This window comes from Pseudomonas grimontii (assembly GCF_007858185.1).
GTDB classification, from domain to species: Bacteria; Pseudomonadota; Gammaproteobacteria; order Pseudomonadales; family Pseudomonadaceae; genus Aquipseudomonas; species Aquipseudomonas grimontii.
In genome coordinates this window covers 1-14,849 of record NZ_VFES01000032.1, presented here as the reverse complement: position 1 = coordinate 14,849, position 14,849 = coordinate 1, and the positions used below count along the sequence as shown (strand labels likewise).

The window sequence follows — 14,849 nt, the reverse complement described above, 5'->3', positions numbered from 1 at the left end:
AATAGTGAACCGGGGCCCGGCGCTGGGTGATCGAGGGGGGTAGATCGGTCGCTCGGTTGACCCCGGCCAGCCTCCCCGTCGTAGGTCCCTGAGGAATACTCGGAGGCGATGTTACGGATTGATTGCATCATGGAATAACGGGCTCTGCAAAAGGTTCTACAACTCGACTGCCCCATCAAGGGCATGCATCAAGCCTGGGTGTAGAAACCTGGTCCTGCGGTTCCCGCCATGCTCATCTGTTTTGTAAGCTGCGCTCCATGCGTTGCACGCCTTCTTCCAGCAGCGCCCGTGGGCAGCCGAAGTTCAGGCGCACGAACTGCTGGCTGTCATCACCGAATTCGATACCCGCGCTTAAACCGACCTTGGCCTGCTCCAGGAAGAACTGCTGCGGGTCGTCCAGGCCCAGGGCGCTGCAATCGAGCCAGGCCAGGAACGTGCCTTGCGGCGCATGCATCACCACACCGGGCAAGCGGGTTTGCACGGCGTCGAGCAGGTAGTCGCGGTTGGCTTGCAGGTACTGCTTCAGCGCGTCGAGCCATGCGCCGCACTGGCTGTAGGCCGCGCGGGTGGCTTCCAGGCCCAGGGGGCTGACGCTGTCGACCATGCCGCAGCGTGCGTTGTTGAAGCGCTCGCGAATCTCGGCGTTCTGGATCACGGCAAAGCAGGTCTTCAAACCGGCCACGTTGTAGGCCTTGCTCGCCGACATCAGCGTGATGGTGCGCTGGGCAATCTCAGGGCTGAGGCTGGCGGTGGGGATGTGGCGACGGCCGTCGAAGCACAGCTCGGCGTGGATTTCGTCGCTGATGATCAACGCGCCCTGTTCCACGCAGGCATTGGCCACGGCCAGCAGTTCCTCGCGGGGGAAGACCTTGCCCATGGGGTTGTGCGGGTTGCTCAGCAGCAATGCGCCGGCACCGCTCAGGGCCTTGCGCAGGGCGGGCATTGGCGTGATGTATTCAGCGTTGCTCAACTCGAACGGCACTTCGATACGCGGCAGGTTCCAGTGGCCGGGCGCCAGGCGAATCGGGCGGTAGTTGGGGGTTTGCAGCACCACCGGCTGGCCGGGCTGCACGAAGGCGTGGAGCGCCATGTTGAAACCCGGTTCGACGCCGGGCAGGAACAGCAGGTCGTCGGGCTGCACGCGCCAGGCGTACTTGGCCCACAGGTCGGCCACGATGGCCTCGCGTACATCCGGGCCGGCCACACTGTAGCCGAGAATCTGCTGGTCGAGGCGCGCGTGCAGGGCCTGCAGCACGGCCGGCGGCGCGGCGATGTCCATGTCGGCGATCCACATCGGCAACACATCGGCCGGGTAGCGGTTCCACTTGGTGCTGCCGGTGCCGAGGCGGGGGTGGATCGTGTCGAAATCAAAGCTCATGGGGGGCTCGCGGTTGAAAGGGCCTGTGACAGAGCGCCGATTCTAACCGCGTGCCGGGTTTATCGCACCCGGCACGCCAGGCAACCTGAGGTCGTCACCGACCTCTGGTTGCGTCGACGGGCAAGTGCTGAGCCCCTTAATCAATAGAACCCTCCAGGGCTTCGCCGGCTCCCGCGGAAACTAAACGGTCGGTGGCGTGACGCGCGCAACGGGCTAGCGAACCCGTAGGGCCGGTGTGGGTGATTCGTAGCCGTGCGGGAAAGGGGTTTTCGGTTTTTTGATCAGGGTATCCAGCCATGCTTGGTTCGTTGGGCTTTCCCGTGCGGTGGGGCCACCGCTGCCCACGATCTGCATTCCTTGGGCCTCCCATTGGCGCATGACTTCGTCCAGTTTGCTGGTGTACTGGCTGGCAGGGCATGCGATATCGGCCCAGGGATCGACAATCCATGCGTCACGCCATTCGGGGCCGGAAAAGTCGACAGTCGCGCCGGGGAGCTCTGCGGGGCCACCCACCACCGTAAATGCATGTTCAGTCCCGGCCGCCCATTCATAGGCTCTGCCGCCGCTGCTGTTGATCATGTCTTTGGCCAACAGGCTCATCTCGCTGCAGTTTCCAACGCCGGCCTTGAGTACCATCGTCGCACGCTCGGGCACTCTGGGAGGGAGGGTAAGTCGCAGCCATCCCAGGGTCTCACTCGCAGCCTGTGCTCGTGCCAGGTCATCGGCGGAGCGCACCAGGTTGCTTGGGCCAAGCCCCGTGGCCTTGAGTGCTCGGGTTACCGACTCCTTTGCACGGGTCGCAAAAAATTCGTTTTTTTGCGAAACCGACAGTTTATTGAAGTTGTGGGGTTTGGTCAGCGGTCGAACCTTGGCGGTTTTCAGTGCGATGTCCTGTTTCTCAATGGCCCCCCTGGCCTGTAGTTCGTACACGGCCTCACGTTTTTGGCTGCTGCTCATTTTTGCCAGCTTGGTTTTCAGTTCATTGATCTGCGGGGCTGTGTAGCCTGACTTTTTCAAGTCAGTGAGGGCTTTATCGAGTGGTGGCAATGCGACAAAATCGGCGTCGATCGGCATGGCGGCGGTGCTTTGGCGCGCAGAGCGTTCGGCTCGGTATTGCTTGACCAGATCAAGATCGAAGTCGTTCAGGTCACACTTGATGAAGCGCACTTCGCCGGTCTGCCCTGGAGTGATTTTTGCCTTATAGAATTGCGCAGTGTCTGCCTCAATCACCAGGTATTGAGCCGTATCACCCGCTACCGAACTGGTGACGACGACGCCTCTGAGTTCGCGGGAGTCTTTACAGATGCGGCTGATATTCCCCAGTTTTACGACATAGGTCTGGTCACGCAGGAATTCACTTTCGGTTCTTCCGACCATGCCGAATCGGGCATCCTTGGTGATAGTGCCGGTGACGATTGACTTGTATTCGATGAAGGATTTGCCTGGAACAGGCACCAGTTTACTGCCCGTCTCCGTCTCGACCACTTGGTTCAAGCGTCTTTCTGCAACCACGAATCGCTTACTGTCGAACAATGATTTTCGCGCTGCTGGGTACAGGCGTACATGTTCCAGAGACTGTAGTTCTTTGGCTTGATCCCCGGTTACGTCAGCCAGGGATTTGACGAAACACAGGCTACTTGTGTCTCGTCGCGCTCTTGCGGAGACGGACGTGGGGGCCGGGCAGAACTCTTCGAAACGGTCCAGGCTGCCAGGACGCTCCGTGCTGGCCAGATCGGTCAACCGGCCCGGTTCGCTGGATTCGTAGCGATAGACTTTTTCACCAGCGACCAGATCGAACCCGTCGGAGCGGGCCACGGTGTACGCATCGGGCGGCATTGGTTGTTCAAGCACGAGAGCCGTGGTGCCGTCGGAAAAGCGCTCGCGTTGCAGGGGCAGGTGAGCCTCGGTGATGATCGCCCTGTTCGCCAGCACGCCGGCTGTTTCGCGGACAGCGTGGCGCGCGAGGGGCCTGACGGTTGGCTGCGCAAACGGGTCTTCGGGAACGTCAGCAGCGTTGTAAGAGAACAGCGCGTTGACCACACCATCCAGCATTTTGCTTGAGCCGTCGCTTCGTTCGGCTTCGGTGTCGCCCGTATCGGACTTTTCCGCCCCCAATGCCGCCTCCGCGAGGCTGGTAATAACGGCGGCTGCGGCTACGGGAGCGGCAATCGGAGCCAGTTTGGCCAGTAACCCGGCGGCAACAGACAGATCGTTGAGCCAGGTATCGCGGGTGACTTCACTGTTGGATTTGATGGTGGTGTCCGCGTCAGCACGCATGCGCTGGCTGGTGGCTTTCGTCACTGTGCTGAAAACGTCCTCGTGAATCACGAAGTTGCCCTGATCGATATGAATACCTTCCAGGTTGTCTGCGGCGCCCGTCGCGAGCTTCTCGAGCAAGGTGTCGATGCCTTCTTTCGAACGATCTTCAGGCGCAAGCAGCCCATACAACGGAACAAACAGCTCCAGCATCGTTTTCGACACGGGGCCGGACGCTCTGTCCTGACGATCGGACTGGGCGAAATGAGACGCCAGAGCCTTGCGTCTGTCAGGGTTTTTGGCTTGATCGACGATCCAGTTATCCATGCTCTCTAACGAGTCAAAGCGTAAAAAATCCGGGTTATTTCCAGGGATATAGAGTATCTGGCGGCCGTCCCGGCGCCCTTTGAGGTAGCGGTATTGGCCATCGTCCAGCTCGGTGAAGCGCAGGATGTCGTTGGCCTTGAGGCCGTTGATGTCGAAGGTATGTGCGCGTACGACATGTTTTGCCGGGCTGAGGGCCCTTATCTGTTCAAGGGATAGTTGTTGCTGTGCATCCAATGGGACATTGGCAGCGGCTTTCATGACCAGTTCATAGTCCTGGCGAGTAAAGCGTTGTTCCGCCGGTAGCGCTGCCCGGTCGGCCGGTGTGGCGTGTTCAGCGGCCTTCAACTGTTCTCGCGCCTTGAAAATAAACTGGCCTTTGACCGCCGCCCGATAGTCATCAGCGTGCTCGGTCCAGAAATTGTCGAGTTTTTGGGTGATCTGTTCTTGAAAGTCGGTTTTCCAGCTTTCATGCATCAGTTGTGAAGGTGACAGCTTAAATTCGTTATGAGTGCCATACCCGCCGTTTTTGCTTTTACCCGGGCCGTCTGTATACAAGCCGGCTTCGGAATCAAGGTTGCCGGGGACCCCGTCGTTCTCGGAAAAGTTGTGTAACAGCGCGTCAGGCAGGCGCAGCGAAGAGGTCGGCTCTTCGTTCATATGCTCCCAGCCGGTGATGGTGTTCGCGCTCTGGGAACCTTGGAATCGATTGAGGTAGATCGTATCGGCATCGACGGTTTTACCGGTGAGTTTGAGAACCAGGGCCTCGGCCCATTTTTTTGCTTGCGCGCGCAGGTTCGGCAAGTCTTGTGCGACTGTTGTCATCAGGTTTTTGTAGTCGGCCTTGTCCCGTCTCGAGCGGTTGATGGCGCCGCTGTAAACGTGTGCCTGGCGGTGCAGATTATCCAGCGCATCCGCCGTTCTTGCCGTGGCGGGCCGCAGCGTATCGTTTGGCGCAGGCGGATCAAAGGTGCCTTTGTGCCGCAACTGATCGACCCTGATACGAATGTCGGCCGCCGTGGAAGGCGTCTGCTCGCCATAAAAGTTGGCGACCACCTCAAACGGCGTGGCAATGAAACCATTGCCAGGGGCGATGCGCAGGCTTTGACCGGGGACGGGGGCAATAACGTTGGCAACGCTCAAGAGGACAGGGGCAATGTCTTTCCAGTCGGAACCATCGTTCAATGAAAAGCCCCTTACTGAGCCCTTGTCGCGGATCAACAACTCCCCCGTAGACGGCGTGAGTTCGATGAGCGCCGGGTCGATTTTTTGTTCGCGCATCCAGTCCGCTACCAGCGGGTGGTCGAGGAGGCTGCGATACATTTCCAGCCATTTGCCCAGCGTTGAGCCCTCTGGCGCACGTACCCAGGCCGTATCGCCGCCATCTGCAGTCTTGAGAAGCTCTGTGGCGTAGGCCTCGACCAACCGTCGCTCGTCGATGTTTTTTGCGGCAGGTGGTTGAGGCTCAGGAGTCAGCGACTTCAGGACGGATTGTTGCCGTTCACGAGCCTGACGATAGTCGCCGCGAGGGTCGGCTGCGCCGTCTACAAACGCGGTGAACGTATTGTTGCGATTGATTCGGGCACATTGATTGAACGTGGCCAATGTTGAGCCCACAACCGGGCTTTCACCGTAGAAGGCCAGCACATCAAACAGATATGCCCTGTTGGGTTCCGGGTAGCTCCAGCGCCTATCCAATCCGGCGGCCAACGCTCTGACAGCTTTGAGGACCTGGGTTGAAGCCAGCTTCCAGCCTGAGGCGTCGTTTAATTTAAAAACCTTGTCATCCCCCTTGGCCATGCAATGCAGATCGCCACTGATGGGATCAATTGAGATGCTCCCCAGGTTGATGGACTGGTCCGCTGCAAATCGCGAAAAAGGCTCCGTGTTCAGCGTGTGTTTAAAATGCTGTTGGGCCTTTGAGAATGTGGAGTCCTCAGGGATGTCGTGAACCATCGAAGCATAAATTTCACCCTGGTCGCGGTTGAGCCTGTCGACGTTGTTGATCAGAGCCTGGCTGCAAAGCCTTGCCAAGGCACTGTCGCCGCGTTTGAGTTGCTCCGAATAATCCGAAGGGCGCGACGCGGTGAGGGCCGTTATTTCCTCTGGGGTCATTGCGCCGACAGCGCGGATTGCCTCGGTCTGTTTTTTGTAGTTGAAACTGTCTGGGGCGCGGCCCGGAAGGAGCGAGTGAAACGTCCGATATTTATTCAGAAAGTTGATAAAGAAGCGTGGAGACTTTGAGCTCTCGCCGAAGTCTGCGTGGTAGAAACGGCTGATGAGTTCGAGAGGGGCACTGTTAGCGCCAGGAAAGTCAATCGTCGCGACTTTGAGTGGCGTCAGTTGTTTTGCCGCCGTCAGCACTCGCGGAGCAATTGCGCCCCAGCCGGACCTGTCGGTCAGCGTAAAGACCGCGGGCTCACCATTGCTGAGGCAGTTCAATGTGCCCGATGGCAAGGAAATCCGCACGGTTGTGACGTCGATCCCTTTGCTGGCTGCAAAGGTTTTGAAGGGTTCGCCGGTGAGCAATGCGGACAGCTTCGACCATGCCAGGCCGAAGGTTGAGAAGGGCGGGATATTGGACACGGTTTCTTGCGCGGGGAGCGCGCGTTTTTCCTCGATGGCGATATAGCGTTCGAGCAGTGCATTGGCCGACAGCAAGGCCAGTTCACTGTCGCCTTGGGTCACTAATGTACGGGACGAGGAATTCGCCTCGGTGGCCGTGGGTTGCGCTGGGTCTGGGGCAAGATCACGCCGGTTGCGCGACAATGCGTGTGCGGCGCCATGCGCCACTGTCGCCGCGCCTTGCAGGCTGTCGCTGATCAGTTGGGCATAGGTTTTGCGTACATCTTGATAGCTGGGCTGATCCAGTAAATGAGCGACTGCTTGGGCCAGCCCTGCGTCTTCCAGGGGGCTGCTCGATGCATGCATCAGGTAGAGGATTTGATCGGCAAGGTTGGGCTGGTTCGCCGGCGAGGGTTGTTCCAGGACACTCAGGACAGGTTGTTCGGTGGATGCCTCAGGCGGGCTGAAATGAGCGCTGGCGCCGCCAAGATCGGCGTGCATTTTGACCGCCAGTGCTTTCAGCACGTTTGAAACCATCGGTTCAGTGGCCGGTACGTTCAGGTGTGTTGCGGTAGGGTGTGGTGCAATATTTGTGTTGTGTGTGTTGACGCTTCTCATGCCGGACTTCTCGCTTTTACCAATACTGACTTCAGGTGGGTAGCGCTGAGTGGCGTCCGGGGCGAGAGCGTTCCTGCGTGAGTGCTCAGGGCTTTCTTATGTGCAGAAGCAGTCAGTGCGGGCCGGCCACGCTGTAGCCGAGAATCTGCTGGTCGTTCTTGGTAAGAGAAAGCCGGCGTGCGCAGGCTCTATCCAGTTTTTTAGATCCGGCATACCGCTTTCTTGAGTGAACCTGTAAATATATAAATAACTTAGCGTGTCACACCGCCTCCAAATAAGAACTATGAATCGCCCCCGCCAACTCCCTCACCGTCTCAATAAACTCCGTCAACCGACTATGCAACCCATCCTCCAGAATCTCATCAATCCCCGTATACCTTAGCCGCGCTTCAAACTCCGCCGCCAACCGCTACGCCGTGCGCCCATAACTGCCCGGCAAGTCCGCAAGGATATGGCTCAACTCTTCGATACACGCATGCAACGAACGCGGCACATCACTGCGTAGCAACAGCAACTCAGACACCGACCGCGCATTCAGCGCATTCGGGTACAGCTCGGTATATGCCTCGCCGTGCCGTGCCGTGCCGGCGGCGGCGATGCTGCGCATTTCCAGCCAGGTGGCGTTGAGGTTTCCCACATGTCGGCATAAGTATCTACACAACTTCAGTAGGATAACGCGTAGCAGCTGTCGAGCCTTGGCGAGGCTGCGTCGGCGGTGTGTCAGACGCGCCGCAAACGCAGCCTCGCCAAGGCTCGACAGCTGCTACGCAGGGGGCTCGGCTCAAGATGTGTAGATACCTATGCACATGTCGGCGGTGATGCGCGCCACGTCCATTTCCCGGGCCAGGAACGCATAACGTGCTGTTGAAACGCCCAGGCGTCAGCACCACCACATTGGGGTTGTCCAAGCGGCTGGAGCAGCAGGTTGGGGGAGTGGTCCACCGACCTGTCTATCGGCGTGCGCCATCGCCGGCTAAGGGCTAACCGCTCCCGCGCAAGACGGAAGCGATCCGGTGCTGGTTGTCAGCGATTCACCAGTTTCGCCGGCAGGGCGATGACCAGGAAGCTGCTGAGGATCAGGCAGCCGGCAAAGAACCACAACGCTCCGGCGCTGCTGCCGGTGACGTCGATTGCCACCCCCATCAACGAGTTGCTCACCAGGCCGGCGATATTCGCCAGTGAGCAGGCGAGGGCAAAGCCGGTGGCGGCGGCGGTGCCTTTGAGAAAGGTCGCCGGCAGGCTGAAGAACACCGGCACGGCACCGATGATCGCCGCCGAGGCAATCGCGAACAGCGCCACCGTGGCCGCGACGTTATGGGTGAAGAAGGTGCTGGTGGCCATCGCCGCCGCGCCGATGAAAAACGGCACGATGATGTGCCAGCGGCGTTCGCGGTGTTTGTCGGAGCTGGCGCCGATCAACAGCATGCCCAGCAGGGCGGCGACGCTCGGCAAGGCGGTGAGGATGCCGATATGGAAGGTGTCGGTGACCCCGGCGTTGCGGATGAACGTCGGCATCCAGAAGCCCATGGCGTAGGCGCTGAGCAGGATCGAGAAGTCGATACCGCCGAGCATCCACACCTTGAGGTTGAAGAAGCCGTCGCGGAAGCTGTGCTTGCTGCCGGCGCCATCGGCGTCGTCTTTGCGCAGTTCGGTTTCGAGCAAGGCCTTTTCTTCGTCCGACAACCATTTGGCTTGCTGGTAGGTGTTGGGCAGCGCCCAGAAAGTCAGCACGCCGAGCAATACGCTGGGCACCGCTTCGATCAGGAACAGCCATTGCCAGCCGCGCAGGCCGCCGATGTGGTCGAAGTGGCCCATGATCCAGCCGGACAACGGGCCGCCGATCACGCTGGACAGCGGCAGGCCGATCATGAACAGCGCAATGATGCGCCCGCGCCGATGGGTGGGAAACCAGGTGGTCAGGTAGTACAGCACGCCCGGCAGGAATCCGGCTTCGGCGGCGCCGAGCAAAAAGCGCAGGATGTAGAACTGGGTCGTGGAGGTGACCAGCATGGTGCAGGCCGACAGCAGGCCCCAGGTGATCATGATGCGCGCGATCCAGATCTTCGCGCCGACCCGTTCCAGGACCAGGTTGCTGGGGACTTCAAAGAGGATATAGCCGACAAAGAACAGCCCGGCGCCGAGGCCGAACGCGGTTTCGCTGAACTGCAACTGGTCGAGCATCTGCAGCTTGGCGAAGCCGATGTTGATCCGGTCGAGGTAAGCGGCCAGATAGCAGAAGCACAGGAAGGGAATCAGCTTCCAGGTGATCTTGTGGTAAAGCGTGTTGACCGGGTCGGCGACCGTGGTCGCGGGCGCTGCATTCGCAATGGGCATTGGGTGTCTCCTGGCGGTGACTTATGGTTTTTATACAGCCGGCAGTTGTTGTAGGCGCGGGCCACGCTCTATGGCGCGGTTCTTCTTAAACCTTATTGCTCCCTGAACTTGCTCATCGCCTCCTGTTTGCTCACCACGTCGCCGTACTTGCTGTCGATGTCGAACAGGTTGGCTTCATGGGGCGCCGGGTGTCGATCACCGACGCACTCGCGCACGACGATGGTACGAAACCCGTGTTGCACCGCGTCCACCGCCGTCGCACGAATGCAGCCGCTGGTGGAGCAGCCAGCGAGTACCACGGTGTCGATGCCCTGGGCATGCAGCATCGAGGCCAGGCTGCTGCCGAAAAACGCGCTGGCGTACTGTTTGCTGATCACCACTTCATCGGCCCGGGGCAGCACCTCTGCGCAGAACGCCGCCAGCGGGTTGCCTTCGACCATGTCCTTCATCACCGGGGCTTTTTTCACCCAGATACCGCCATCGGCGAAATGGCCGGGATGGTAGCGGATATTGGTGTGCACCACCGCAATCCCGTGCTGGCGTGCCGTGGCCAACAGTTCGACGCTTTCAGCCACGGCGATCACCACTTCGGGGGCATATAGCGGCGCGCCTTCGGTGGTGTAGCCCTGCATGAAGTCGATCATCAGCAGCGCGGGTTTCTTGCCGAAGCCGATGCGGTTGCCCCACACGCCTTGGTAGTTGGCGTCGGCGGATTGTTCGCTCATCTGTTCAATTCCCTTAGTAGGCACCGGAGAGCAGGGCGCCCGCACCGGGAACGATGGGTTCCAGGTCCAGGGCCTTGAGCATGGCGTAGGTGGTGGCGATGGCGGCGGTGAGCACCGGTTTGCCGGTTTGTGCCTCGACCTTGGCGACCACCGGCAGCGACTGCATCTGCACGCACGCCGATAACACGATCACGTCGACGCCTTGCAGGTTCATGCCGGCGACGATGGCCGGCAGGTTGGCCGGGTCGTGACGGGCCACTTCGAGGTTGTCGGGGATCTCCAGCGCGCGCCAGTCCACCACCTCGAAGCCTTCTTCGCGGATGTAGTTCACCACCAGTTCGGTCAGCGGCTTCATGTACGGCGCGACAATCGCGATGCGTTTGGCGCCCATCACCTTCAGGCCTTCGATCAGCGCACCGGCGCTGGTGATCACCGGGGCGTTGGCGTCGTTATCGGCGGTGGCCTTGCGCAGGCGTTGTTCGGACGTGCGGTGGTAACCCAAGCCCATGGCCATGATCGCCACCAGGCACGCATAACCCAGCACGTCGACCTTGGCGTCGGACAGCTCGACGGCGCAACGGTCGGATTCGCCGTCCATGGCCGCCAGTTCTTCCTGGCGCACCTGCTTCATGCGCATGCGGCTGGAATGGAAGGTAAAGCGCTCGGGACGGATCGCCTGGCGTGCGGTGAGCATCGCCGGGATCTCGGTCTCCATGGTGGTGTTGGAGCTCGGCACGATCTGGCCGATGCGGTAGGGCTTGTGCATGGGAGTGTCCTTATTGTTGGGTGAGAAAGTCGCCGAGGGCATCGAAGAAGCCTTCAAGGTCATCCCATGGAATCATGTGCCCGGCATTCGGTACGCGTGCGACCTGGATGCGCGGTTGCAGGTCCTGGATCTCGGCGATGTCCTCGTCGAGGATCACGCCGCCACGTCCGGCCACCATCAACAGGGCAGGGGCCTTGAGGTGGGGCAGGTCGTGGTGGAAGTTCACCGTGTGGAAGTCATCGAAGGCGCGCACGATGGCGGGCTCAAAGCAGGTGTGCAGCCATTCGGCGCGCAGTTGCAGTTGCTCTTCGGTCCAGGTGGCGCAGAAGGCGCGCATCGCCTGTGCATCCATGCCGACCAGCGACTGGCGGATCGAGTCGACGTACCACGGCAGCTTGCTCGGGTACTCGCGACGGCCTGGGCCGGACACGGGTGGGTCGATCAACACCACGCGATTGACGCCGTTGGGATGCTTGACCGCGCTGCGCACGGCAAAACGCGCGCCCATGGAATGCCCGACCAGGTGGTAGCTGCTCAGGTTGAGTGCGTCGGCGAACGCGCCAATGTCCTCGGCGCAGGTGTCCGCGCTGTAATCCAGCTCCGGACCCGTGGATGAAAGCCCGCGCCCGCGCACATCCAGCACGTAGGTATCGAACTGCGTGCCCAAGCGTTCGGCCACGAAGCCCCAGGTGATTGCCGGGCTGGTGATGCCCGGGATCAGGATCAGCGCCGGGCCTTTGCCGCCGTAGCGCAGGTAATGCTGGCGAATGCCATTGGCCTGCACGTTGCCGCCGTAGAGAAAAGTGCTCACGCGGCCACCCCCGATTTCAATGCCTGGGCGTAGAGGTCATAGCCATACACCCAGGCCGGGTCTTCCTGGGTGCGCAGCCAGGTATTGGCGTTGGACACCGCCTGCACGCGGGACGCGCGCTCCTTGCGGTTGGCTTCGTAGAGTTCAAAGGCGGTGCGGTAGTCGCTGATGCCGGTTTCCTGCAGACAGCGGGTGAGCATGGCGGCGTCTTCGATGGCCATGCCGGCGCCCTGGGCCATGTGCGGCTTCATCGGGTGGCAGGCATCGCCCAGCAGCACCAGGCGGCCACGGCTCCACAGCGGCAACGGGTTGCGGTTGCGCAACGGCCACTTGGTCACGCTTTCGGTGGATTCGATCAGCGCCTGCACGGTGGGGTGGTAGCCCTTGAAGGCGTCGAACATCTCTTCACGGCTACTGTCGACGAACGCACCCTGGAAGTCCCATTCGGCATGGGGCACGCCGGTCACGTAGTAGTACTCGTCGCGCTTGCCGGTGGTGTAGTAGACCATCATGTGGCGGTCCTCGGTCCACCACTTGATGCAGTCCTCGAACTTCAAATCGTACTTGGCCAGTTGGTCGCCACGGATCAGCGCGCGGTGCGCGACCCAGCCGCTGTACAGCGGTTTCTCCACGCCGAGCAGTTCCTCGCGGATCTTCGAATTGATGCCGTCGGCGCCGATCACGATGTCGGCGTAGGTCACTTCGCCGTCGGCGAAGGTCAGGCGCACCTGGGTGTCGGTTTCCTCGAGGGTTTCCAGGCGCTTGTTGAAGTGCAGGGTGCCGGGCTTGAGGGTGGACATCTGCAGGGCATGCAGGTCGCCACGGTGCACGGTGATGTAGGACGCGCCGTAGCCGGTGAGCGGGATGCGCGCGAGGTATTCACCGCTTTCGCCGCAACGGCTGAACCAGTGCTCGGGGTGCGAGCCCATCAGGTCCAGCTGCTTTTCGATGCCCATGCGCCGGAATATTTTCATGATGTTGGGACCCATGTGGATCCCCGCGCCCAGCCGGGAGAACTCCGGCGCCTGCTCGTAGATGTCCACGTCGAAGCCGGCTTGCTGCAACAGGGTGGCCGCCGCCGCGCCGCCCAGTCCGGCACCGACGATGGCGATTTTTTGTGTGCTTCCCATGGGGCGTTGTCCTCTGTCCTGTTGATTTTCGGCGGCGTCTGTCCGCAAGGTTTTTAAAGTGTATACGCTCATATTTTCAAATGGGAAGTCTGTGCTCATAAATTTATTTTTTGGCTTGTTTTGTCATCTGTACTGTATTTTGCCCAGTATCTGTTGGGTATGTGTGGAAATGTAACGTTTTGGTGCGATGCTTGCAGTCCGTCTTTAATTCAGGTCTTATCGATATTAATTGGCGTATACGCTATATAAATGCACCAGCGTGAAGCGCGATGCCTGAACGTGGTGCAGCCCCACAGGAGACAGGAAAATGCCGGTAAGCGATTGCGAACTGACCCAGATGTTTGAACACGTGCTGACACTGTCGAAGGTCGACCCGACCCAGAGCGTTGCCGTGCTCAAGAGCCATTACTCCGACCCGCGCACCGTGCGCGCCGCGATGGATGCGGCGCAGCGCCTGGGGGCCAAGGTGTATGCGGTGGAGCTGCCGTCATTCAACCATCCACGGGCGATGGGCAATGACATGACCGCCTACTGCGGCGACACCGCGCTCACCGGCAATATCGCCGCCCAGCGCGCCCTGGAGGCGGCCGACCTGATCGTCGACACGATGATGCTGCTGCACTCGCCGGAGCAGGAGCAGATCCTCAAGACCGGCACGCGCATCCTGTTGGCGGTGGAGCCGCCGGAAGTGCTGGCGCGCATGCTGCCCACCGAGGCAGACAAAGTGCGTGTGCTGGCCGCCGAACAGCTACTGAAGAAGGCGCGTTCGATCCAGGTGAAGTCCCGCGCCGGCAGCGACTTCCGCGCCGCCTTGGGGCAATACCCGTCGGTGACCGAGTACGGCTTTGCCGATGAGCCGGGGCGCTGGGACCATTGGCCGAGCGGTTTCCTGTTCTCCTGGCCCAATGAAGAAACCGCCGAGGGCGTGCTGGTGCTGGATATCGGCGACATCCTGCTGCCGTTCAAGACCTATACCCGCGAGAAGATCACCCTGGAGATCGAGAAGGGCTTTATCACCGGGATCCACGGCGGCTTCGAGGCCGAGTACCTGCGTGACTACATGAAGTACTTCAATGATCCCGAGGTGTACGGCATTTCCCATATCGGCTGGGGCCTGCAGCCACGGGCGCAGTGGACGGCCATGGGCCTGCACGACAAGAACGACGGCATGTGCATGGATGCGCGGGCGTTCTACGGTAATTTCCTGTTCTCCACCGGGCCGAATACCGAAGTGGGCGGCACGCGCAAGACGCCGTGTCATATGGATATTCCGCTGCGCAACTGCGATGTGTATCTGGATGATGAGGCGGTGGTGATTGCGGGTGATGTGGTTGCACCGCCAGCCTCCCTGGCACGCTGAAGGTCCAATGTGGGAGGGGCGGTGCGATGATTCGACTTGCACCCGATGGCGGCCTCTGGGCCGACCATTTGCTGGGGTTGGAATGAGTACATATCCGTTGCTGTGGTCACGGCGGCTATGGGTTCCGCCCTTACGGCGGCTCACTTTGGAAAAGCCCCAAAGTAAGCAAAGGGCTCTTGCCCCACCACTCGGCCCCTCGCCCAGGCTCGGTGTGCCCGTAATCCGACAGTGATTTGGGGGGCCGCCGCCACGCGCCATCCATGGCGCGGGGCGGCTAAACCGGCATCCCTGCCGGTTTACCCCCCAAATCACTATCGAATTCCGGCCAGCGTGGTTAACGGGGCGCCTGAGATCAAGATCAACAGCAAGATCAAGGGCGGCTCGCTTCGCATCGTGGTTACCTTTGGCGGCTACGACGTTGTGTAGATACCCATGGCCATCGGGGGCAAGCCCTGATGCCAGTCAGTTAAGAGATAGAACGGGCAAACAGTAACCTGTGGCGAGCGGGCTTGCCCCGCGTTGGGCTGCGCAGCAGCCCCAATAAGAGCGCTGCAGTGTGCCAGGCAGGTCCGGGGCTGTGTT

General features: G+C 60.5%; 8 protein-coding genes and 2 pseudogenes. 1 reads left to right on the top strand and 9 read right to left on the bottom strand.

All coding sequences use genetic code 11. From position 1 onward, the window contains the following. Window positions 1-232: 232 nt before the first annotated feature. From FIV39_RS30285 to FIV39_RS30245, 9 genes and pseudogenes are all read right to left on the bottom strand, one after another. A complete protein-coding gene (locus FIV39_RS30285; protein ID WP_090404894.1) occupies window positions 233-1,378 on the bottom strand; it encodes a MalY/PatB family protein in 1,146 nt (381 codons plus the stop codon). 213 nt (window positions 1,379-1,591) lie between these two features. After that, complete coding sequence (locus FIV39_RS30280; protein WP_143513880.1) at window positions 1,592-7,141, bottom strand: dermonecrotic toxin domain-containing protein; 5,550 nt, start codon at window positions 7,139-7,141, stop codon at window positions 1,592-1,594. 259 nt (window positions 7,142-7,400) lie between these two features. Further along, a pseudogene (locus tag FIV39_RS30275) lies at window positions 7,401-7,709 on the bottom strand (alpha-E domain-containing protein); the annotation flags it as partial. 258 nt (window positions 7,710-7,967) lie between these two features. After that, window positions 7,968-8,040: pseudogene (locus FIV39_RS34080) on the bottom strand (hypothetical protein); the annotation flags it as partial. 124 nt (window positions 8,041-8,164) lie between these two features. Then, window positions 8,165-9,475, bottom strand: a complete 1,311-nt coding sequence (locus FIV39_RS30265) for an MFS transporter (protein ID WP_090404887.1) — start codon at window positions 9,473-9,475, stop codon at window positions 8,165-8,167. 92 nt (window positions 9,476-9,567) lie between these two features. Further along, entirely contained in the window at window positions 9,568-10,200 is a 633-nt protein-coding gene (locus FIV39_RS30260; RefSeq protein WP_090404884.1) for an N-carbamoylsarcosine amidohydrolase, read from the bottom strand. 13 nt (window positions 10,201-10,213) lie between these two features. After that, window positions 10,214-10,966, bottom strand: a complete 753-nt coding sequence (locus FIV39_RS30255; protein WP_090404881.1) for a maleate cis-trans isomerase family protein — start codon at window positions 10,964-10,966, stop codon at window positions 10,214-10,216. A gap of 10 nt (window positions 10,967-10,976) precedes the next feature. Beyond that, window positions 10,977-11,777 carry an alpha/beta fold hydrolase gene (locus FIV39_RS30250; protein ID WP_090404879.1) on the bottom strand — a complete coding sequence of 267 codons (801 nt, stop codon included), beginning with the start codon at window positions 11,775-11,777 and terminating at the stop codon, window positions 10,977-10,979. After that, the gene (locus FIV39_RS30245; RefSeq protein WP_090404876.1) at window positions 11,774-12,907 is read right to left on the bottom strand and encodes an FAD-dependent monooxygenase; all 1,134 of its coding nucleotides are present in this window, start codon (window positions 12,905-12,907) and stop codon (window positions 11,774-11,776) included. Before FIV39_RS30245 ends, FIV39_RS30250 begins: the two co-directional genes overlap by 4 nt. A gap of 307 nt (window positions 12,908-13,214) precedes the next feature. On the opposite strand from FIV39_RS30245, the gene FIV39_RS30240 reads away from it, so the two are divergent. Beyond that, complete coding sequence (locus FIV39_RS30240; RefSeq protein WP_090404873.1) at window positions 13,215-14,267, top strand: 2,5-dihydroxypyridine 5,6-dioxygenase; 1,053 nt, start codon at window positions 13,215-13,217, stop codon at window positions 14,265-14,267. The last annotated feature ends 582 nt before the right edge of the window (window positions 14,268-14,849 follow it).